Here is a 22,268-nt window from a genome sequence, read left to right on the forward strand (position 1 = left end):
TTCCCCACATCAGTGACCCGAAAACATCATTCGATGCCCGGCCACCGGACCCAACGCAAACGCAGGCGCGCAGGTCGGCGCGCGCGATTGCTAGCACCGGCACGATGGTGCCGAAGCGTCAGACAAGCGGGTTCGATTTCAAGTCGATGCCGGCACCACAGCGGTATGGTTAAGTGGCCGGTAGTAGTTCGGATTGTCTACGCTTGAAAACAATGCCAATTGCCGATCGGCAATTTCCACGCGATTGCGCCCCGCGCGCTTCGCGGTATACAAGGCCGCATCCGCTAACCCGTAGCCCGTGTCGAAATCGGCCCCCACCTCATTGACACTGAGGCCGAAACTGGCCGTCACGCGCCGATTCACCGGCAGCGCGAAAATCTGATCGCATATCGCCGAACGCATGCTCTCAGCCAATTGCAACGCGTCGGCCAAGTCATGCCGCGGCAACACCACCGTGAATTCTTCGCCGCCGATGCGACCAATGACACCCCGCTCGCCCACGATGCGCCGCAAACAATTGGCGACGCCGAGAATGACCGCGTCCCCCGCAGGATGGCCAAAATCATCGTTGACCTTCTTGAACTCGTCGATGTCGAGCAGGATCATCACCGTACGCGCCATGCGTAGCGCCTTGCTCGCTTGCTCGATCACCGCACTGCGATTGAACACACCGGTCAGCGCGTCGTGAGTCGCGCGATATTCCAACTCCTGGGTGAGTGCATGCATTTCGCGTTCGGCACGGTCGCTGCGTCCGATCAGGCGACGCGTCTCGCGCATCAGGCGCTCGAAATGACCAATGAGTTCACCTAGCGCGAGGCGATATTTCTCAGCATCCGCATCGGCGTGCGCATGGATCGCACACGCTTTTTCGAGCGCGTCGCTCTCGCTCTGAAACAGATCCGGACCGTCGTTCGAGGACGCATCCGAAGGGGAAGTCGACACCACGAGTCCTGTCCTTATCCTTAAATCGAAACCGGACAATCGGTAAACTTGATTGCCGAAAAGTCCGTTTGCAGCTCCTCGCCAAATTCGAGAATCGTCTCGTCCTCTTTGTCGCGATACCAGTTCACCAACACACTATTACCGGCTGAAGCCGCCCGGTCCAGCGCATCGAAAATCGAAAACAGAATTTTCGTGCTGGAGCTATTGAAATAGGTCAGCGTAACGTTGACGGTGACAACGGTATTGGCGCAGCTCGCCAGGTAGGCGCGCAGTTTTTCGATAACGGGCGTATAGAACGCGGCCGCATTCTCGGGGTAGGACTCGCCACTGAGCGACAGCAGATTCTGGTCGAACCGGAAATTCACTTCCGGCGACGTCGTCGTGGCGTTAATGTAAAGGTTATCCATGGATGATACGTACTTTACTCAGATGACGGTCTTGAGGCGAAACAGCGTGGTTTCCGGGTCGTCGACACGTGGAAAAAAGGCAAATTCGAGCGGCTCGCTCGCGTCGCGCGCCATCGTCAGAAATCCCAGCCCCGCGCCTTTGCTTTGCGTCGGGGTATCCGCACGCAATGATGCCTTGTATGCCTGTTTGATTTCAGCGAGCGACATGTTGCGCAGCGGCTCAAGCGTTTCGCGCAAATCCTTCACCGCCGTTGTCGCGATGGGATTCACGCACAGGATGAGGTGACGCGCGCCTTCGGTAACGATGTACACCGCGCCCTCGCGAATCGCGCCGCCTTGCACCTGACCGTCAACGAACAGATCGGATGAATAGTGGACGATATTTTGCGAGAGCTCGATAAACGAGGAAAACAATTTGCGCTTCGTCTGAGCACCGACGCCTGCCACTTCCAATCGCAGTTTCACGACCTCGCTCATCGCCGCGACAAGGTTATGGGAGAAATACCCCTTGTGATGAAATATCAGGTCGCGTTGTTGAGCGAACTCGAAAAACGTACTATCCTGGCCTAGGAATTCGGACATGTTCATGGACTACCCTTAACGCGTGCAAAAAATAGCGTGACGTCGTCGCGACGAGTTTGTGTGCCTTGCCAGTTGGCGAGTGCGCGCTGCAGGCTTTCGCAGATCGCGGACGGCGATTGCGCGCGGTGCTCAAGAATCAGGTCGAGGGCCCGGCGTTTGCCGAAGGCGATCTTGCGCGGACCGCCGATCTGATCGATCAGGCCGTCCGTCGAAATGAACAGCAGGCTGTCGTGCGGGACCGCGATCGTATGAAGCTTCCACACATGGTCCGCACGACTGTCGACATAACCCACGCCCATGCGTTCGCCTGGAATGCTTTCGAACCGGTTTGCGTCAGGTCGCAGAATATGCAGCGCGATACGCGCGCCTGCAAAGCTTAGTTGCTGCCGGCCCGAATCGAACCAGAAAAACGCGGCATCAAGGCCATCATTGGACTGCGGCGACTCACCCTCGACTTTGACCTGTCCTAATAGCCCCTTGACGTTGCTGTTGACCGCCGCAAGCAGCGCGGCTGGGTCGCGCGGACCGATCCGATCGAGCGCCTGCGACAACGATGCCGATGCGAGGAGCGTCATGAAAGCACCCGGCACGCCGTGGCCGGTACAGTCGGCTGTCGCGCCGAACCATCCATCGGGAAAAGCCGCGAAATGATAGAAGTCGCCGCCGACCACGTTGCGCGGCTCCCACACCAGCGCAGCGGTGGGCAGCATCGTCGCCAGCGCCTCGCGCGAGGCGCGCAGCATGGCTCGCTGGATCACGCTTGCATATTCAATGCTCTGCATGGTCTGGCGATTCTTTTCCGCCTGCATTTCGGCCACGGTACCCAGCAACTGCAAGCCGCTGCCGACGCCGGCAAATCGGCCTGCGCGCGTGACGATAAATCCGTCGATCAGCGCCTTTTCACCCACCTGGACGATCCTGAACGTCAGTTCTTCGATGCTCGTGTCGGCTTCGACAATGAGCGGCTCCTTGTCCATGAACGCGATACAGGTCTTCTTGCCATAAAGCTCGCGGTGAAACTGCTTGCTCATTTGCGACAGGAAAATATCGCGGTTAATAAGTCCAATGGGCCGATCGCCCTCAATCACAGCCAGGCTGACCATGTCGGGCCGTGAGTAGAAAGTCTCCATTACCAGCGAGTTGGAATCGGCCGCATCAATGGCCGCCACCTTTCGCGATAAATCACCAGCGCAGCGCGGGCCCCCGTCAACGCGGGCGCAACTAAACTGCGAAAGCACTGGGTGCATGGCGAGGCTTCCCATTGAAAAAGGAAAGCAGCACGCTAATACCTCTTTAAGTCATTGTCAATCAACCACCGATCGTTTTATCCTACCTCCGCCGTATAACTCGCAATCTGTATTTATATGCAATTTATAATTAAACGATAAAAAATTTCGCAAATATTATTATGATGCTGCGAGATAAGTGTTATCGGACAATCGAATTTAACGTTTGCGTCCGCAACGACAGGCGATCGGCTTTGAGCCTGGCGGCAAGGTCTTCGTGCGTCCATGTGACATAGTGTCGCGGTGGGGAACACCGCTTTTTTTGCTAGCAAACCGATCGCCAACCCGCGCGATCGTCGACATGATGGCTTCTGCTTTCAACCGGACTCTCTTTTTACAGGAGCCAATCATGTTCGACCGCCCAACCATTCAAGACGTCCTCGCCGCGCTGAAACCGCTTATCGGCATCCCGCGCCCCGTCGGGGACAACGAAGGCGATCCGATCAATGGCGACACGGTGTTTCCATATCTGTCGCCCAAGCATCAGGAGCAGGTTCAGCACGCCGCGACGGTGGCGTACGAGTACGCCCGCACGGATGATGGCGAAGCGAATCGCCGCGCGCTCAACACGATGACGCGGCACGGCTTTCGAGCCAGTCTCGACCCGGCGCAGTACGAGCCGGACCATCTGGTCGGCCGCGTGATCGCGGGTGAATGGGAGATCGACATTTCCGATCCCCGCTGTGGCTCGGCGGACGACTAATCCAGCGGAATTCTGAGCTCCGTGCCGTCGGGAAGCAGTCTCACTACTTCGACACGAATGTCGAGGCTTCCGCCGTCCTTATCGAGTCTGTGCAACTGCTGACAGACCGACAAAATGGTGCTTTCCGCAGCACCGGGCTTGGTCTTGCCTGCGGATTGCGCCTCTTCGACGAGCGCGTTCCACACCGCTTCCATCGCGACGTTCGCGCTCGCCCACAACTGAGGTTTGCTGTCCGCGCCGATCGGACGCAACGCGTAAAACAGATCGCAAGCGCGAATCCTGGCCTTGTCGGTGCCAGCCCGGCTCTTCGCCGAATTGATCTTGGCGCGGCGCTTGGCGGCGACTTCGGGCAAATGCGCCATCGCGTAACGCGCGCCCTCGTGCATGCCGATCAGGTGGTTCGCATCGAGCAGGAACGAGTAAGCCCGGCCGACATCGCCCTGCTGTTCGGCGCGCTTCGCCTGGATCAGAAGGCCGAACATGCCGAAGAACGCGCTGGCCAGCTCGGCTGGCGTTTTTCCCGAATCCGCCATCAGATCGATCGCCGCGTCTTCATCAGTGGCAATCATCAGATGGTACGTGTGCAGGTACAAGTCCTCGCCGGGCGTCTCATACTTTTCCAGCAGCGGAATCGTGAACGTCTCGACCTGCCGGCGCGTGTCATTCTGCAGTTCGTGCAGGAGGCTCGCGTGCGCCGGATCATTCAAAAATTTCTCGAGGTCCGACGGGACGGCCTTCGGGTCATTCAGGTAAAGCGTGATCGCCCGGTTCCATAGACGCTGACATTCGAACTCGAAGCTCCGAACGGATCGTCCCTTTTCATACAGAACGATGTCCCGACCCGCGTAAGCCGGCCGAATCGTTTCGCGGACGAACGCGATGATGTCGTCGATAAACTCGGCCTGCTGTTCACGAGCCGATGAGCCGTCGAGTTTGCGCATCGCATCGTCATACTTCATCGCCACGCGAAGGAGTATCTCTCTCAACTTTTCGCCGGCGGCCTGTGCCTGTTCTGGAGTTTCCATGCGAGTCGCGCTGACGACAGCGCTCAGACGAAGATAGCGGCATGAAGCCGCGGGACAACCTGCCGGCGCGATCAACGCCGGCAAAGGCCGGAGCCTCGATCGTACTACGCGAAAGTCGGCCCGCGACGCACGCCCCTGTGCTTACGCGCCGACTGCGATCGAAAAGCCCGCGCGGCTTCTGACGTCCGTCAACCAATGCAGCACCGCGTGCATCTCCGGCTGCGCACCCAGCGCGTCCGGGAAACGCTCGGCGTCACGCTGCGGTTCCGGCGTGCGCGTGAGCCCACGTTCACGGCCAGCATGGTAGCGGAGGTCGCCGGCTAAACCGTGAGCCAGCCACGTCCGCACGCTCACTTTCCGCTCATTTTCGCTCGCTACGATAAGCCTCACCGACGTACGACGGTTCCAGCCAGACACGGCTCCAGTTGACGTCGCAACGATCGATCGCAGTATTAAGCGCGATCGGCATTCATACCGAAAGGCACGACTCAACTTACTGGAGACTTCAATGGTTGCCTATCTTCTGAGCAAACTTGGCGAGTGGATCGAACAGGCGGATCAGGACCGCCGCGAGGCTTATGTCGCGATGGCCAAAGATCTTGCGGACATCGAGCGGCGGATGATTCACCTCGACGCCGAAGCCTGAACCGCCCCGTCTACGAAGCGCGCTTCGCCAACTGCACGTCGAGAACCTCGGCAATGCGAAGCGCGGTTCGCGCCCGCATCGCTCACATCCCCCCTCACCCTCCTGTTTTCAAGGCCCGCGCACGCCGCGCGGTGCTGGCACGCCCTCTGCAATGACTGGAGCGCGCGGGACTCCGCTCTCGCCCACTTCAGTCAAGGAGAGGCAAATGCACGATATCGGCACGTCCAGGCCGGGCGGTTGGGGCCCTGGCTACAACGAGTTTGAACAGGAGCTTTCCCCGGAACTGGCTGGCGAATTCGGTCAGGAACTGGGAGGCGAATTCGAAACGGAATTCGAATCGCAGTTCGAAATGGGCGAGAACGAATTCGAAAACGAGTTCGAGACCGAAGTATCCGGCGAAATGCAGGAACTCGAACTCGCCGCCGAACTGCTGGCGGTCAACAACGAACAGGAGCTCGAACAGTTTCTTGGCGGTCTCATCAAGTCGGTTGGACGCGTCGCGACGAACTTCGCGAAGTCGTCCGCCGGCAAGGCGTTGGGCGGGATTCTGCGCACCGCGGTGAAGTCGGCGTTGCCGGTAGTCGGCAGCGCGCTCGGCAACCTGGTCATACCGGGAGCCGGCGGTCTGATCGGCGGCAAACTGGCCGGCATGGCCGGCAGCGCGCTCGGCCTCGAACTCGAGGGGCTCAGCAATGAGGACCGCGAATTCGAAGTCGCCCGACGCGTCGTGCGCATCGGCCAGCACGCCGCGCGTCATCTGGTCGCGATGCCGCCGCACATTCCGCCGGCGCGCGCGGCCCGCATTGCGTTCCTGCGCGGCGCGCGCCAGGTCGCGCCGGGACTGCTGACGACGATGCGCACGATTTCGCAGAACGGTCTCGCCGCCGCGCGCCAGACCGCGACGCCGATCTTCGGACCGCCGACGACACCGGCCGCCACCGTCGCGCAAGCCGGCACCGGACCGGCACGCTACGGCCAGCCCGGCGCCGAGCCCACCGTGAACTGCCCGTCGTGCGGCAGCGCGGTTCATCACGCCACGCATGTGCCGCGCAGCGGAGTGTGGCGGCGCTCGCGCAGCGGCCGCGCGATCATCCTCTATCTCGCCGCGCCACGTCCCGCGTACTAACAGCGCCGCAAGGTGGGCACGATGAACCCCTGTACCCAGGCCCTGCGGCTGCTCGAACAGGAAGTGCTCGGCATCCGGGCACGTCTTGACGCGCAACTGCCCTACGCGCTGCAAATGCCGATGGTGCCCGCCGCGAACATCAGCGATGAAGCGATGAGCGCGATCGAACGCCATATGCAGGCCGCCCGCCAGCAGTTGCGCGTGCGCATCGCGCGCTTCCTGCATCAGCTTCGGCAACTGCGTGCGACGCCGCACAACACCGCGCTGGCACAACGCCGCTATGCGCTGCTGAAGCTGTACTTCCACGCGGCGCTCACGCACTTCGAGATCTTCGCCGAGGTGCTGACGCAGCGCAGCCAGCATGGCACCGGCATCTGGCTCGCGGGCCTCGATGTCGCCGCGCAGGACGGGCTCAAGCAGGCCGGCGTCACACCGACGACACCGCCGGTGATCTGCTATGTCGAACGCGGACATGGCGGCGCCATCCGGCGGGCTCGCACGCGCCTGCCGGGCGGCGGCGCGAATCCGGTCGCGGTGATCCGGATTCCGCGTGAGCGCATGGTCGGAACCGGCATCGCGGCTTCGCTGTATCACGAAGTCGGCCACCAGGCCGCCGCGCTGCTGGATCTCGTCAACGCCTACCGGCGCGCCGCCGTCGCGCACGTCACGCATGGCCCCGCGTGGTGGCGCGCGTGGGACCGATGGATCAGCGAGATTCTGGCGGACCTATGGGCCGTGTCGCGGGTCGGCATCGCCGCGACCTGCGGGTTGATGAGCGTCGTCAGCTTGCCGCGCGCGTTCGTATTGCGCGTCAATCTCGACGACCCGCATCCCGCGCCGTGGATACGCGTCAAGCTGTCGGTCGCGATGGGCCGCGCGCTCTACCCGCATCCGCAGTGGAACGAACTCGAGCAGGTCTGGGAGCGGCTTTACCCGCGCGAGCAGATGAGCGAAAGCCAGCGCAACACCTTCGACGTGCTCGACCGCGCGGTGCCGGTGTTCGTCGAAAGCTTGCTTGCGCTGCGTGCACCGGCGCTGCGTGGCCGCAGCCTCGGCGACACGCTGCGCCTGCCGGACCGGCATCCGCAACGACTGCTCGGCCTCTGGCAGCAGGTGAAGCTACGCCCGCAGCAGCTTCTCGCGAACACCCCGGCGCTCGCGTTCGCCGTGCTCGGTCAGGCACGCTACAGCGGCCTGCTGCCGGCCGGCGACGAATTACGCATCATCGCCGCGCTGCTGCAGCGCTGGGCGCTCGCCGGATATCTCCCGTGGAAAGCAGACAGCATGCAGCTGAGCGTGGTGTTGAACCAGCGCCGGCCGACCCCGCTTTCAATGGCCGCACATTCCTGATTGATAAGGAGAGCTACGATGGAACCCATCAACGTACAGTACTTCAGACTGAAACCGACCATTGACGAAGCAGGTGGCTATTTCACGGTTCCCGATATCGAAAAGCTCGCGCCGGACTACAAGCTGATCAAGATCGCAACGACCGCCGACATCAGCAAGCACTATCTGTTCGGCGAGAGCGTCGCTGTGACGGTCACGTTAAGCGCGAGCGCTGCGGCCCGGCAGCGTCAGCTCGAACTGTCGAAGGAGATCGATGCGTTGCTGCCGCAACTGCTCGACGACGAGCGGATCAGCGCCGCGATGTTCATGCTGGCCAGAAAGCGCCTGATGCATGACGGAAAGATCGTGCTGGAAGGCCAGTTTTCCGTACCGCAGCCACTGGCCAGCGCGCCAGCGGCCAACGCCGGTCAGCCCGGCGCGCCGGCAGCCGATCCACCCGATGGCGCGCCTCGCACGGAAATGATCGCCCTGTCCGGCAGCGCGATGAGCACCATCGGCAGCGGCGGCGCTGTCACGACGGGCGGAAGCGCTTCGGCCATGCTTGCAAAAAGCGGATCGGCATCCGGCACGGTGCCGCCGCCCGTGCCGGACCTCGACGCGATGTCGGGGCCGGTCCCACCCGGCAGCTACACAATCAACAACCCGGTCACGCTGCAAAGAACGACGCGTCCGTTGACCGGCGACATCGCGCTGTGGCTGATGATCAAGCTGAACGCGGACATGCTCGGCTGGCAAAACTACACCGACCGCCTGGCACTCCTGTTCGGCCCGGACGGCGCAGGCGCGCCCGCGCCGACCTCCGCGACCGACCCGTCGTTTCCGATCTTCGATGGCGCGCAACGCCTGAGCCGGCGGCGCTTTCTGCCGTTCACCGATACCGACGCGTACCGCGCGCTGAAAGTGGCGACCGAAGCATTCGTCGTCACCTGGGGCGGCGTCGTGCCGAGCAACGCGGACATGCCGGCGGCCGCCGAACTGCTCGCCAGCGACCCTTATGCGCTCTATCTGGCGAGCACGCGTCTCGGCATCAATATCGCGCAGCCGCAGGCGAACACGCTCGCGAATCAGTATTTCGGCACGACCCCGCCACTGACCGTGCCGTACCTGCAGCGCGTCGTGGACGGTCTGAACGGCACCGATAGTCAGGTGTCCGCATTAGCCGCACAGGCGGCCAATATCCCCGTGCAGCAGGCCGTCACGCCGCTTCAGACGCCGGTCGTCCCGTCGCCGGCCAACCATTGCGGCGAATCATGCCTGTGGCTCAACCATCTGAATCAGGATTTCTCCGCGAAGCTGATGCGTCCGCCTCTGATCGAACTGATCTGGAGCTACTGGATGGAAGAGATGCAGCTCGTGCAAACGATGAATGCGATCTCCCGGCGCTTCCAGAACGTATCGGGCGGTCCGCGCGACCCGCTGATCCAGCTCGAGCTCGACTCGGTCCGTCCGCTGAACAACATGATCTGGGGCTGGGTGCAGGACGAGCAGCATCGGCTGCCGATCGAGCGCCGCGCCACCGAGTATCAGCACGAATACGGCTTCCGGCTGTACGGCCGCGCGGTGCCGACCACGCATGCGGCGGACGTGCGCAGCAAGTTCCTCGCGGCATTCCACACGCTGCTGAACCTGTGCGTGCCGTTTTTCCGCCAGGCGGACGACACCACGGTGGTGCCCGACGGTTTTCCGCTGCTCAACGCGCTGCGCGAAGTGCATCTGATCCTGTCCGAAGGCGCGCACAATCAGTTCCGCGAATTGCCGAGCACGTCGCGCATCGAGATGATGATGCAGCAGTGGATACTCGCCCGGCCCGAGTTCCGCGAATTCCTGCCGCGCCGCGCGATGATCGCGTATCCGGAACCATGGATGCATTCGGTCGAAAGCATGCGCAAGCTGCAAGGCTGGGGCGACACCAACACGTACCAGTTCTGGCAGCTCGCGACCACCGGCGAGCAGATCGTGTCGTCGATCCGCTGGGGCAACTGGAATTCGATCGACGACCCGAACAACGCGGCGAACTGGGCCGTCTTCTTCCGCCCCGAGATCCAGACGTATATCCACTCGTATCGCGCGGTCACGGGCGTCGACGTCAGCGCCGAACCGGTTGACGTGCAGGTGCCCGGCATGCATCTGATGCGGCGCATGCAGGAACAGCTGAAGATCAAGGCGGCGTAAGCGCGGCCGCGAACCGGACCATCGGAGCACGATGCCATGCTCGACTTCGCCTCCTCGCTCTATCTGGGTTTGCGCCACCCGTCCGCGCAGACCGGCGGCTACGACGCGTTGACGACCGGCACGCCGTCTTCGCTCGCGGCTGCGCCGCTTGCGCGCGTCGTTGCGGCGCAAGCGGCCGCGCTACAGGGATGTGAGGCCGGCATGGTCGCGCCGTCGACGCTGCATCTGTCGATCGACGTGTTCGAACGGCTTGGCCGCACGCACGCGCTGGTGGCCGACGAATCGCTGTATCCGGTGTTGCGCTGGGGGCTGCAGCGCGTGATGGGCATCGGCGTACCGGTCCGCTGGTTCCAGCACGGCGATCCTGCCGACCTGGCGCGGCGCATCCGCCAGCGGCGCAACGAACTGCCGCCCGCGATCATCGTCGATGCGACCTGTGCCGAAGGGCAACCCGCGCCGATTGCGCGTTATCTCGCGCTGGCGCGCCGGCGCGGCGGCCTCGTCGCGATCGATCATAGTCAGGTGCTGGGGCTGCTCGGGCACAGTCCGACCACTTCGCATCCGTGGGGGATCGGTGGCGGCGGGCTGCTTCGCTACGCCGGCATCGGCGCCGCCGAACGCGTGTTGCTGATCGCCTCATGGGCCAAGGCGTTCGGTGCGCCGCTCGCGACGCTATGCGGTCCCGCCGCGATTGTCAGCGAGATCGCGCGCGATGGGCCAACGCAATCGCATTGCAGCGCGGCCAGCGAAACGTCGTTGCGCGCCGCGCTGAACGCGATCGCGATCAATCGACGCGACGGCGACGCACGGCGCGCGACGCTGATCGAACGGATCGCCCGCCTCGAGTTTGGGCTACGCACACTCACCCGCACCCGGCTGCCCGATCTGCGCGTCTTGCGGCACGGCCATCCGCTGCAACAGATCCGGCTCGGCTCGCCCGAGCGCACGAAGGCGCTGCACGCCGGCCTGCGCGCCAGCGGGTTTCGCACGGCGCTGCTGCGTCAGCATGAAGCGCGCTACGCGCTGGCGGTGGTCGTTCGCGCCAGTCACAGCAATACGGACATCGACGCGCTGACCCATGCCATCGCATCGCTCGCGCGCGGTCTGCCGCGGCCGGCTGCATCCGCAGCCGCTTGCGGCAACGTCGCCCGTCCGCTACCGATGGAGGAGCTCGAACATGTTCAAGACCTCGGAAGGTGAAACGCTGGAGCTCGCGCCGTGGCGCATGCGCCGCTTCGTCAGGCTGCTCGCCGACGCGCGCCGCTACCCGGCCGGCACGCCGCCTCATGTGCTGATTCAGGACTTGCGGCAGATCATCGCGCGCGCGCGGCGCGTGAAAACCGAACCGCGCATCGGCACCGCGCGCTTCCAGAGTGCGGGCGCGTGCTGCAATGCGTGTCTGCTGGCGCAACAGCGTGACGGGGTGCTTGCGCTGCTCGGCGTGAGCTTCGCGCCAGTGGCCGTTGCGGCCATCGCGTCTGGGCTTGCATCGCCCGAGCCCGAGTTCGAGTCACCTGCCAGGTCGGCCAGCCTGAGCCTCGACTGGAAGCGCTGGGCAACACTCGATGACGCGGTAAGGAACGCGAGCGGTCCAGGCGTCTACATGTTGAAGCGTGGCGCGCGCCCGGTCTATGTGGGCAAATCGCTCAGCTTGCAGCGGCGGCTTGCGCACCACCTCTGGTGCGCACGAAGCCACCGCGATAACACGCTCTCCGTATGGACTGCCAATGTTCCCGCGACCCGCCTGGCAGCGGTGGAGCATACGCTGGTGCGCGCGTTGCAACGACGCCTGACAAACACGCAACTGCAACAGCCGATGGACGTCGGCAGCGGCGGTCTTGCGATCACGAACCTGCTGCCGGGCGTGATGAAGTCGCGCAACGCGCCCAACAATCAGGCCATTCGATCGCGAGGCCAAACTTACGAGTGGTCCGCATGATCATCGACTTTCATGTGCACGCGGGCGATGGCGACGGCATGACCGGCCCCTGGGATACCTGCGCGCCGCTCGCCGCCTATACGCGTCGCGCGGATCAGGCCGGCATTGCCCGCTCGGTGCTGCTGCCGGTGTTTCAGTCCGACTACGTGCTCGGCAACCGGCAGGTGGCCGCTATCGTGCGCCGCAATCCGCAGCGCTGGATCGGCTTTGCGATGGTGCACGCCGATCGTGATCGCGAACGCGTTCACGCGATGATCCGCGAAGCGGTCGTCGATCTCGGCTTGCGTGGCATCAAGGTGCATCGTCACGATGCGCGCATCCATCGCCAGGTCTGCGACGCGGCGCGCCGGTGGCGCCTGCCGGTGCTCTACGATCCGGGCGCGGAAACAGGCGCATTGAGCCTGCTCGCGCAAACGCATCCGGATGTCGCTTTCGTGTTCGCCCACCTCGGTAGTTTCGCCGACGACTGGGCCGCGCAACGTCAAGTCATCGAACTGATCTCCCGTTATCCGAATCTTTTCGCGGATACCGCCGGCGTACGCCGTTTCGACCTGCTCGAAGAAGCGCTCGCGCGGGCGGGACCGGGCAAGCTGCTGTTCGGTTCGGATGGACCGTGGCTGCACCCGGGACTCGAACTCGCGAAGATTCGCGCGTTGCGCGTCACGCCTCACGCGTTCGGGCAGATCGCGGGCGGCAACGCAATCCGGCTTTTGCAGCGCAGTCGCGTTTCAGCCGCGTCGCGCGTTGCGCGCGCTCCGGCGCTTGCCTACTGACCTGCTTCGGACCCGCGTCCCTGCCGACGCAGTTGCAGTGCGCGCGGCGTGATCTGCAACAACTCGGCGGTTCGGCCGGTGCTGCCGGCGCGCCGCGCGGCGGCCTGCACCGCCAGCGACTCGGCCAGTTGCCCGATATTTTTCAAACCGAGCCCTGCGTTGAGCGCGCCCTCGACCGCACTCGCGAAAGCGCGCTCCCAGTCGGGCGCGGCGTTTGCCGTATCGCTGTCGAACGCCGGTTCATCGAGGCAGCCGGTGCTCAATACGCGAAAGCCCCGCTGTCTGTCGGCCATGCGCAGCACGACGTTGCGCAACTCACGCACGTTGCCGCGATACTCCGCGTCCACCAGCTGGCACATGACTTCGGGCATCACGTCGGGAACGCTGTCGCCCTGCTCGGCAAGAAAGTGACGCACCAGCAACGGAATATCGTCACGGCGCTCCGCGAGCGTCGGCGCACGCACTTTCCACTGCGCGATGCGAAAGTACAAGTCGCCGCGAAAGCGGCCCGCGGCGACCTCTGTTTCGAGGTTGCGATTCGTCGCGCAGACGAGGCGAAAATCGGACTGGCGCCAACGGTCCTCACCGACGCGTTTGTACATGCGCTCCTGAATGACCCGCAGCAGCCGCGCCTGCAACGGCAGTTCGAGTTCGCCGACCTCGTCGAGAAACAACGTACCGCCGTCGGACAGTGCGACCGCGCCATCGCGCGCCGCGAGTGCATGTGTAAATGCACCCTTTACATGCCCGAACAGCTCGCTGCCGGATAGTTCCGGGTTCAGCGTCGTACAGTCGACGACGACGAACGGCCCGCCGCGCCGCCCCCGGTCGAGATCGTGAACGAGCCGCGCAAGCAGTTCCTTGCCGCAACCGCTTTCGCCAAGCAGCAGGCATGCGCCGCTGCCGAAGCGCCCGACCTCGGTGATCGTACGCAGCGTCCTGCGCCAGACCGGTGAATCGCCGACCGCCCGCTTTCTGAGCCAGTCGGACGTCAGCACGGCCTCCGTTTCGGCGAGACGATTGAGCCGCAGCGACACTTCGCCTAGCAGCGTGTCGTCATCGATCGCGACGATCAGATCGCAGGCCGACGCCGGCCACCATGGCTCGGGCTGGCATTGCGATCTCGTGCGAGGCGTGCAGCCGATCATGAACGCTTCCGGCGGTGCAACGCCGCGCAGCCATTCTTCGGCCGCCACGGACACACGCGCTGCATGCGCGAACACGACCACAATCAGCATGCCCGAGCCTGTGCCGGACACGTCGATGTCCTCCTGCAGGCCATGGGCACGCAGCAAGGCGCCTAGACGCTTCGGATCTTCGTCGCACAGCACGACACGCATCCTGCACCTCACAAGCCGCCGATGCCGGCGCCTCTGCTACGCCCAACCGCGCCTGCCAAGTACTTCGAGAACGAATTTCGCAACCTGGTATTAAAGCCCGGTGAGCAGCGGCACGCATGGCCGCCCGAACATCGCAACGTAAGCAAACGCAAGCGCGCGATCCGCAAGACCAAGCGCTCTTCAGGCTTCGTCAAGGGTGTGGTGGTACGCGGTGCGCGTCGTATCGCACTGGCGGTCTGCCGATCGGCGGGCGCCGATCACGTGATCCGCACACCCGCTATGCGCTTCATGCGGCGGAATCTGGCACGGGTCGGCGATTCGCTCGAAGCACCGGGCTCCGCAACAAGGCAAGTGCAACAAAGGCCACAGCACCGAGCATCAGTGGGGAATAGAGTGTCGCGAAGCGCCAAAGGACCAACGCCGTCGCCATCGCATCTTGCGGAACCCAGTTTGCAAATGCGGCCGCAAGCGCCAGGTCGCCGGCCGCCCCGCCGGCTGGTATGCCAGTCCAGAGCGCCGCATGCAGTACCACGGCCTGCACCGCCAGAACGAATCCGAGCGGCAACCGGTAACCGAGTTCGAGCAGCACGAACCATAGGACGCCGTAGCGAGGCAGCCATTGCAATGTAGTGAACATCAGCAAGCCGGCAAACCGACGGCGAGGCCCCGTCATGAGCAACGTCGTTTGCTGCCGCACACTCTGGCGGAACTGGTCCCACCGGGCTCGCTGCGTCCCAAGCCATCGAATGCGGCCGCATATGGCATCGAGTGCGCTCCCGATGGTCCGGCGGCATGCCCATAGCGTGGCGATCAGAATCGCGGCACCGGCCAGCACGCCGACGACCACGGGCACGTTTGCCTTCGGAACGACCTGAGCGAGCGGACCGACAGCGAACGCCATCGCGATCGGCACCGTCACCGCCAGGAAAGCCAGGTCGAGCACCTGGTCGGCGCCGACGACCGTCGTGGCTGTCGCCCACGACGCTCCCGCGCGCTGCAGCAAGCCGATATTGACGCCATAGCCCGCTGCACCCAGCGGCGAGACGAGAAAGGCGGAGTCGGTCACCAACGCGATGCCATACGTGCGTATGAAAGGCAGACGCAGGCCCAGCGCCGTTTGCATCAGGTGCTGCTTGCCCGCTTTACCTAGCGCGCTCGCGGCCGCGCTTGCTGCCAACACCAGGAACACGTGCACCGCGATGGTTCGCAACCCGGCAAGCGACTGATGCGAGCCCAGTACGAAGGGCGCGCCGACGGCCAGCCCGACGCCCAGCACCGCCAGCATCGTCGCTACGTAACGTTTGCGCGGCCTGCTCAAAAGAGCCGTCCCAGAACTTGCCGCGGAGAAACGGGGCTCGATGTTCGCAGGCTGCTCTGAGCTGACTTAGGCGGAATCGGCATGCGGATGTGGGGATAATTTCCAGCAGCGTCATGACCTGTGTGAATCCGATGCGGGACAATGCGACGCTGCATAGCACCCCAGCGGTCGCGATCGTACCAGCTTTCTCGACGCGATGATGTCAGTCATAACGAGTGGGCATCTGATGCGGCGTGTCTACCCACTAGGCTTGTGCCCCATTACCGGGTTTCAGCCTGCGATGCAATTCCAGTGTCAGCGCTTCTATACGCTCGCTCATCTGTTTGGTTGTTTCAGTGAGCTGCGTATTCTGCTGAAGCAATCCGAGCAGCAACTCGGTCTGCTTCGCGGCGAATTGCTGGCGTTGCTCGCTTGCTGCGGCAAGGTCTTCGCGATGGCGCGCGTCAGCTTCCGAATGTGCCTTGTCGCGATCAGCCTGACGCGTTTGCGCAAGCAGAATCAGCGGTGCGGCGTAGGCGGCCTGAAGGCTGAACGCAAGATTGAGAAGAATGAAAGGGTAGACGTCGAACTTCGTCCAGCCGAGCATGTTGATGACCATCCAGACCACCACGATCACCGTCTGCGCAATCAGGAAAGTTGGCGTGCCGAAAAAGCGAGCGAAGGTTTCCGCCTTTAGCGCAAACCAATCGTCGCCGAACACTGAATGGAGGTGGACATGGGGGGCGTGGAACCGGTAATGGTGCTCCGCGCCCGGCTTAAGTTCGCGATTCGGATCGGGATCGAGGTCTTTGTCGTTCATGATGGTGGCATGTAGAGGAAACGGATTCTGGATGACATCGCTAACCAGCGTGCGTCGACAACTCCGGACCTCGCCGGCGTGAATTCGACAGTCCGATCGCCTGCTCCCACCCACACCACTACGTCACAGAGCAGGCGCGTTGGCGCCACCGTCCCCTGCACAACGAAAAGCCTTGCGTCTCGAGCCGCTTGACCGGTGACGATGGTGAGGTGACGAATGCTTCTGGCAAGTTCGGCGTACCGGACATGGTTCCGCTGTGCTCCCGGGGCCGTGCCGCGATCGAGAGCGGCATCTCGGATTATATGAACAGACGGCACGCATCGAATACCCGCAAACGACTCCGCTCGAGGTTTCATTCGAGTGAATTCGCGATCAATGCGGAATGATTGTTTGATCGATCGCTCACCATCGTGCGCGCGACTCAACAACGGCCGTTATGCGCTTCGGAAAGCACATTTCATTGCGCGCGGAGGCGGGCGGTGGCGGTGGGTAGGCTTGCTGCGGGTTGCAGTGGGCAGGAGCCGGCCACGAAGCGACATTCGCCAGTCAGCGATCGACGGCCGCTTCATGGCGACGAGCGGTCATTGGTCGAACCGGCGACCGTGCGACGTTTCTCCCTTTTCATTAGCATCACGACTGCGTTCAATCGACGTTCCCGGCCCCGACATGCTGCGAGGCATTGTGGCATGCTTGACTGGCCTGATCTGGCAATCTCACCACCAATGGCATGAAGTGGTTCGCTATCCTAAAGCAACTTAGTCGAAGACGCCGGATTTTCGAGGTCTATCATTAATGTTCACTCAAATCGTCGAAGCCAAGGCGTCCAAGACTACCTGCGAGATGCAGGCGAGCGGCACGCCAGTCAGTCAATCCTTGAATACGCTGTTGCTCCGCATTTGCAAGCGTTGTTTGTGCACTCAAAAGTTCCAGAATATTGCCCACTCCCCCTTTATACCGCCTCTGTGATACGAAGAATGAGCGTTGCGCAATATCCAGCAGTGCGGCGTCCTTTTTTAAAGTGTCCATAGACGTTCGCAGCGCCTGGTATGCCGTCCAAACGTCGAGAGCTGCCTGCTGCCGGGCCTCGTTGACTGTCTCGCGTTGAAGCTCGACTTGCGCTTCGGCTTGCCGCACCTGATAAATGCGTCCAAATCCCTCGAAGAAAGGAATGGAGAGCTGAAATCCGACATACCACTCGCGCCCTGTGGCAGGAAACTCTGTAATACCGAGCCCGAGACTCGCCGGCTGGTTGTTTCTGCTGTATTTGGAAACCAGACTGAAGGTGGGCAGTCCCTCGGCCCGCGTCTGGGCAACCTTCGATTCAGCGGCGTCGAGCTTTGATTGCGCCGCCAGCACCGAAGGATGCGTGCGTCTTGTCAACTCGATCAGATCGTCGATTGAATCGGAGAACGCTTCGTCAGGCTGTGTTCCGGTGTCGACTGCAGGCAGGACGATTGGCGAATTCGGCAGCAAGTCCATGTCATTCGCCAACGTACCAAGCGCAGTCTGGAGCGTCCCTTCCGACTTGATCACATTGATCTCGGCCTGCTCATGTGCAGTCTGCGCCTGCAGCGCATCGCTGATCGGCGCCATGCCCTTTTCAACCCTGACCTGGGCTGCCATCAGACTGTCGTTCGCCATGCGCTCCACATCCCTCGCAGCAGTCAAGGCCCCAGACGCCGCCTGCGCGGCGTAGTAGTCCTTCGTGACATCAATGAACGTAGTCTGCAGAGTCGCATCCTGTGTCGCGCGTGCACCCTCCAGAAGCGCAACCGCGTTTGCGAGCGCGGCGCTTCTCGCGCCAAAATCGTAAAGCGTCCACGTCAGCGATACGCTTTCGGTTCGGATTGTCGAGAGCGACGCCGAACTGAGGTTAGGATGATTTTCGACATCCGTCACCGAATCGTCCCTGACACCCTGCCAGTTTCCTGTGATGTTGGGCAGGTAGGCGGCGCGTGCCACTCCCACGGCAGCTGCCTGCGCCTTCACGTCCGCCCATGCCTGCCGGGTCTTCGGGTTGTCGCACAAAGCCCGTTCCACTGCCTCATGTAATTGGAGAGGATTGCCCGGTGTGCCGAACTGGCAGAACGCCGGCGACGGCACGATTGATCCGCCCGCGGTGGGGGGAATGCCGCCTTCGGTGCGAAATACATCGAACGCGCCAGCGGTAAGAGGCGTCGTCACTGTCACCAGGAGCGACGCGCTGATCGTCAACAGGATCCTACCGCTCACGCATGCTCTCCTGGGCGCTTTCTACCAGCGGCCCCAGGAAGTACTCCGCAACGTTGCGTTTGCCTGTCTTGATCTCGGCGGTCACGGCCATACCGGGGGTGAGACTGATCCAGCGGTTGTCGATCTTCATCCGGGTCGACGCGAGCCGGATGCGAGCAGTAAAGGCCAGCCCCAGTTTTTTGTCCTGTACCGCGTCATTGGACAGACCGATAACCGTTCCTTCAATCATCCCATATCGGGTATAGGGAAACGTTTCGACCTTGACGGCTGCGCGCTGGCCTATGCTGACAAACCCGACGTCCTTGTTTTCGATTGTCGCGTCGACTTCCAGCGCGTCGTCCGGGACGATTTCCATCAGACTTTGCGCAGTCGTCACGACCCCGCCCAACGTGTGGACAGCTAGCTGTTGCACAGTCCCCGACACCGGCGCCGTCAGAATCAGCAGCTCCTGCCGGGTTTTCGCTTTCGCCTCGTCGTCGCGGTCCTGTGTTAGCTGCTGCGTGGCTTTTTCCAGGTCGTCAAGCTGTTCACGGCGGAACTGCGAAACCGTCGATTCAATTTCTGCGTGCTGTTCGGCTATTCCGGCGAGAAGTTCGCGCGCGTGGCTGCGTTGCCCATCGAGATCATGCTCCTGTGTGAGGGCGGTCTGCTCCTTGTCGTAGTAGTCAGATTGAGCAACGTACCTGTCCGCGGAAAGTTCCCGATAGTGGTCGGCGCTTTCCCGGGCAAGCGGCGCCGTCGCAACCAGTTTGGCGATTTCCGCCCGTGTACTGTCAAGCTCCGCGCCTCGTTTCGCAAGCTCGGCCCGAGCGGAACTGAGTTTGTCGACGTATTCGTGCCAGACACCGTCAGCGAGGCGCTGTGCATCCCGCTGACGTTCCGCTGACGCCCCTTCCACGGACTCGACCACAGGCTCGTGTCCGGCCTGCTGGCCAATCAGAATCGCCCGTGCACGGGCCGCAGCCAGCGCGGCATCGACCCGCGCAGCAGCCGCCTTTTCTGCATCAGCCGCCGCCTGCCTGGTATCCAGCTTCATCAGAAGTTGGCCAGCCGCAACCCGATCGCCATCCTTCACCGAGATTTCACGCACGACCCCTGTCAGCGCCGGCTGCACGATCTTGACGTTCGCATTGGGTACGAGTTTCCCTTTCGCCGTCGCGACGATGTCCAGTTGTCCAACAATCATGACGGCTAGCGCGAGCACCGCCAGTGCCGCAATGAGGCGGATGGCCCAAAGTGGCGCGGGATGAACAGGTGTTTCAACAAGCTCGAGATGTGCCGGCTGAAACGCCAACTCGTGAGGGAGGCGTTTCGGCGAGTCAAGTCCGGCCCGATCAGCCCACGCCGCCCGAAAGACTGCTGCATAACGCTGCAGTAGCGAAATGCAAGCGTATAGCTGAAATCGAGCCATGGGGTCTATCCGTTTTGTAGCGAGACAAGATGGGCGTAATAGCCGCCTTGCGCGACCAGCTCGTCGTGAGCGCCCTGTTCTACGACCCGGCCCTTGTCCATTGCGAAGATCTGATTCGCATGTCTAACTGCATTGAGTCGGTGTGCGATGATGATGACCGTGCGGCCGGTGCAGATGGCGCGCATGTTGTTCTGGACAATTCGCTCGGTTTCGAAGTCGAGCGCACTCGTGGCCTCATCAAAAATCAGGATGTGGGGGTTGGTGATCAACGCCCGCGCGATTGCGAGGCGTTGCCGCTGCCCACCGGAGAGGCTGGCTCCGTGTTCACGAACAATTGTGTCGTAAGCTTCCGGCATCTCACAAATAAAATCATGCGCGCCTGCCAGTTCGGCTGCGCGAATGACAGCATCGAGCGGCGCAGCCGGATCAACGAGTGCGATATTCTCGCGGATCGACCGGTTAAACAGGTAGTTCTCCTGGAGCACCACTCCAATCTGACGACGTAGCCATGCTGGGTCTGCCAGAGCGAGATCGATTCCGTCGATGCGAATCGTGCCCTGCTCAGCCACGTAGAGCCGCTGAAGGAGTTTCGTCAATGTGCTTTTGCCTGATCCGGATCGCCCGACAATGCCAACCACTTGTCCCGCGCTGATTTCGAGCGATATGCCATCAAGGACAGGCGGTCCATCCGCGCGATAGCGAAAGCGGACGTTCTCAAACTGGATATCGCCGATGATTCGAGATATGGCTTGTCGGCTGGGCGGAATCTCCGTTCGCGTGTTGAGGATATCCCCGAGCCGCTTCATCGAGATCCCGGTCTGCTGGAAGTCCTGCCAGAGTTGAGCGAGGCGCAGAACGGGTGAAGCGACCCGCTGCGACATCATGTTGAACGCAATCAGTTCGCCGACCGTCAGCTTTCCGTCAATCACAAATCGCGCACCCAGAAAAAGAGTCGCTAGCGTCACGAGCTTTCCGACGTACTGAATCAGTTGCTGACCAACGTTGCCGAGTTGCGTCACGCGAAATCCGGACGCGACATATGCGGCTAGCTGCGATTCCCAGCGGAGGATGAACTGCGGTTCGACCGCCATGGACTTGACGGTTTCGACGCCAGAAACCGCCTCCACGAGAAACGCCTGATTGTCAGCCCCTCGCGAGAACTTTTCGTTCAGACGCTGGCGTAGCGCAGGGACAAGCCCGAAAGACACCGCAGCATAGAGAGGCAACGAAGTGATGACGATGAGCGTCAGCCAGACGCTATAGATGGCCATTACGCCGATGAAGACCAGAGAAAATGCAATATCGAGAACGGCAGTAAGCGCCTGGCCCGTGAGGAAGCTCCGGATGTTTTCGAGTTCGCGCACGCGCGCAACGGTATCGCCGACGCGCCGTACCGCAAAGTAGTTGAGTGGCAAAGTGAACAGGTGGCGAAACAGCCGGGAACCCAGCTCAACATCAATGCGGTTCGTCGTGTGCGACAAAACATAGGTACGCAACCCTGTCAGCAATACCTCGAAGGTCGAGCCGATAAGCAGCGTCACACAGACAACATTAAGGGTACTGAAGGTATGATTGACGAGTACCTTGTCCATCACGACCTGAAACATCAAGGGGGAAACAAGGCCGAAAAGCTGAATCAGCAGCGATACACCAAGTACTTCGAGCAACAGTCGTCTGTATTTGATGATCGCCGGGACAAACCATGAGAAGTCGAAGTGTGCGAGTTCTCCGGCGAGCGAGGCACGGGAAGCGGCCAGCATCATACGTCCGTTTGATCGCGCGATAACCGCCTGAAGAGAGTGAACCATCGGAGCGGCTTGGGCCCGGTTCCCCGGTTCCAGAACAAGCGCGTTGGTACCATCGCAGCGCAGTACCACGAAGTGGTGACCCTCACGGTCGAACATCAGTGCGGGCATCGGCGTGGTGGCAAGTCGATCGGCACGGAAAGCGACGGCACGCGCCTTCAGGCCGAGACGCCGCGCCGAGAGAACAAGTGCAACCTCGTCAAGCGGGCCTGACGGGGCGCCAGCGGAGTGCCGTACCTGATCGACGTCAGCGGCGATTGAATGCAGTCGCGCGATAAAAACGAGGGCGTTGACACCCGCATCGCCATCCCGGTCATGCACTCTCTCGATATGAATTTCTTTTGTGTTCACTGCGCACCGCCGCTTCGTTCTGTAATAGACGGAGTGACCGCCTCCCAAGGGACGCGGTCAT

20 protein-coding genes are annotated in these 22,268 nt (G+C 62.2%); 8 read left to right on the forward strand and 12 right to left on the reverse strand.

Annotated features, from left to right (window positions below):
• Positions 1-138: 138 nt before the first annotated feature.
• The 4 genes from HV796_RS00525 to HV796_RS00540 are packed head-to-tail and all read right to left on the reverse strand — an operon-like array spanning position 139 to position 3,178.
• Positions 139-945: a GGDEF domain-containing protein gene (locus HV796_RS00525; protein ID WP_175224113.1), complete on the reverse strand. Its 807-nt coding sequence runs from the start codon at positions 943-945 to the stop codon at positions 139-141.
• Between the two features lie 17 nt (positions 946-962).
• Entirely contained in the window at positions 963-1,349 is a 387-nt protein-coding gene (locus HV796_RS00530) for a DUF1987 domain-containing protein (protein ID WP_175224115.1), read from the reverse strand.
• A gap of 18 nt (positions 1,350-1,367) precedes the next feature.
• Positions 1,368-1,931, reverse strand: a complete 564-nt coding sequence (locus HV796_RS00535; protein WP_175224522.1) for a SiaB family protein kinase — start codon at positions 1,929-1,931, stop codon at positions 1,368-1,370.
• 2 nt (positions 1,932-1,933) lie between these two features.
• Positions 1,934-3,178, reverse strand: coding sequence for a SpoIIE family protein phosphatase (locus tag HV796_RS00540; RefSeq protein ID WP_175224116.1), 1,245 nt, complete (start codon positions 3,176-3,178; stop codon positions 1,934-1,936).
• A 205-nt stretch (positions 3,179-3,383) separates the two neighbouring features.
• Here HV796_RS00540 and HV796_RS00545 point away from each other — a divergent pair, with 205 nt between their 5' ends.
• A complete protein-coding gene (locus HV796_RS00545) occupies positions 3,384-3,920 on the forward strand; it encodes a hypothetical protein (RefSeq protein ID WP_175224118.1) in 537 nt (178 codons plus the stop codon).
• On the opposite strand, the gene HV796_RS00550 is transcribed toward HV796_RS00545, so the two are convergent.
• Together HV796_RS00550 and HV796_RS00555 are read right to left on the reverse strand one after the other, a co-directional pair.
• Positions 3,917-4,945 carry a hypothetical protein gene (locus tag HV796_RS00550; RefSeq protein WP_175224120.1) on the reverse strand — a complete coding sequence of 343 codons (1,029 nt, stop codon included), beginning with the start codon at positions 4,943-4,945 and terminating at the stop codon, positions 3,917-3,919. The genes HV796_RS00545 and HV796_RS00550 overlap by 4 nt on opposite strands.
• A 141-nt stretch (positions 4,946-5,086) precedes the next feature.
• Positions 5,087-5,299 (reverse strand): hypothetical protein, encoded by a 213-nt coding sequence (locus HV796_RS00555; protein WP_217477814.1) that lies wholly within the window; start codon positions 5,297-5,299, stop codon positions 5,087-5,089.
• 154 nt (positions 5,300-5,453) lie between these two features.
• On the opposite strand from HV796_RS00555, the gene HV796_RS00560 reads away from it, so the two are divergent.
• The 7 genes from HV796_RS00560 (at position 5,454) to HV796_RS00590 (ending at position 12,951) form a co-directional block, all read left to right on the forward strand.
• A complete protein-coding gene (locus HV796_RS00560; protein ID WP_175224123.1) occupies positions 5,454-5,591 on the forward strand; it encodes a DUF3563 family protein in 138 nt (45 codons plus the stop codon).
• Positions 5,592-5,796: 205 nt separating this feature from the next.
• The gene (locus HV796_RS00565; RefSeq protein WP_175224125.1) at positions 5,797-6,717 is read left to right on the forward strand and encodes a hypothetical protein; all 921 of its coding nucleotides are present in this window, start codon (positions 5,797-5,799) and stop codon (positions 6,715-6,717) included.
• 21 nt (positions 6,718-6,738) lie between these two features.
• Positions 6,739-8,067, forward strand: a complete 1,329-nt coding sequence (locus HV796_RS00570; protein WP_175224127.1) for a hypothetical protein — start codon at positions 6,739-6,741, stop codon at positions 8,065-8,067.
• Between the two features lie 18 nt (positions 8,068-8,085).
• Positions 8,086-10,239 carry an 8-amino-7-oxononanoate synthase gene (locus tag HV796_RS00575; protein WP_246355619.1) on the forward strand — a complete coding sequence of 718 codons (2,154 nt, stop codon included), beginning with the start codon at positions 8,086-8,088 and terminating at the stop codon, positions 10,237-10,239.
• Between the two features lie 36 nt (positions 10,240-10,275).
• Positions 10,276-11,439, forward strand: coding sequence for an 8-amino-7-oxononanoate synthase (locus HV796_RS00580; protein ID WP_175224128.1), 1,164 nt, complete (start codon positions 10,276-10,278; stop codon positions 11,437-11,439).
• Positions 11,417-12,178 carry a hypothetical protein gene (locus HV796_RS00585; protein ID WP_175224130.1) on the forward strand — a complete coding sequence of 254 codons (762 nt, stop codon included), beginning with the start codon at positions 11,417-11,419 and terminating at the stop codon, positions 12,176-12,178. Before HV796_RS00580 ends, HV796_RS00585 begins: the two co-directional genes overlap by 23 nt.
• Positions 12,175-12,951, forward strand: a complete 777-nt coding sequence (locus HV796_RS00590) for an amidohydrolase family protein (protein ID WP_175224132.1) — start codon at positions 12,175-12,177, stop codon at positions 12,949-12,951. Before HV796_RS00585 ends, HV796_RS00590 begins: the two co-directional genes overlap by 4 nt.
• Here HV796_RS00590 and HV796_RS00595 read toward each other — a convergent pair.
• From HV796_RS00595 to HV796_RS00620, 6 genes are all read right to left on the reverse strand, one after another.
• Positions 12,945-14,291, reverse strand: a complete 1,347-nt coding sequence (locus HV796_RS00595) for a sigma 54-interacting transcriptional regulator (RefSeq protein WP_175224134.1) — start codon at positions 14,289-14,291, stop codon at positions 12,945-12,947. The two genes, HV796_RS00590 and HV796_RS00595, sit on opposite strands and share 7 nt — an antisense overlap.
• A 286-nt stretch (positions 14,292-14,577) precedes the next feature.
• Positions 14,578-15,609 (reverse strand): lysylphosphatidylglycerol synthase transmembrane domain-containing protein, encoded by a 1,032-nt coding sequence (locus HV796_RS00600; RefSeq protein WP_175224136.1) that lies wholly within the window; start codon positions 15,607-15,609, stop codon positions 14,578-14,580.
• A 244-nt stretch (positions 15,610-15,853) separates the two neighbouring features.
• Positions 15,854-16,408: a DUF1003 domain-containing protein gene (locus HV796_RS00605; protein WP_175224138.1), complete on the reverse strand. Its 555-nt coding sequence runs from the start codon at positions 16,406-16,408 to the stop codon at positions 15,854-15,856.
• 789 nt (positions 16,409-17,197) lie between these two features.
• Positions 17,198-18,640 carry a TolC family protein gene (locus HV796_RS00610; protein WP_246355620.1) on the reverse strand — a complete coding sequence of 481 codons (1,443 nt, stop codon included), beginning with the start codon at positions 18,638-18,640 and terminating at the stop codon, positions 17,198-17,200.
• Positions 18,630-20,051: an HlyD family type I secretion periplasmic adaptor subunit gene (locus tag HV796_RS00615; protein WP_175224139.1), complete on the reverse strand. Its 1,422-nt coding sequence runs from the start codon at positions 20,049-20,051 to the stop codon at positions 18,630-18,632. Before HV796_RS00615 ends, HV796_RS00610 begins: the two co-directional genes overlap by 11 nt.
• A gap of 5 nt (positions 20,052-20,056) precedes the next feature.
• Positions 20,057-22,207: a type I secretion system permease/ATPase gene (locus HV796_RS00620; protein WP_281369737.1), complete on the reverse strand. Its 2,151-nt coding sequence runs from the start codon at positions 22,205-22,207 to the stop codon at positions 20,057-20,059.
• Positions 22,208-22,268 lie beyond the last annotated feature (61 nt).

This window comes from Paraburkholderia humisilvae (assembly GCF_902859855.1).
Lineage (GTDB): Bacteria > Pseudomonadota > Gammaproteobacteria > Burkholderiales > Burkholderiaceae > Paraburkholderia > Paraburkholderia humisilvae.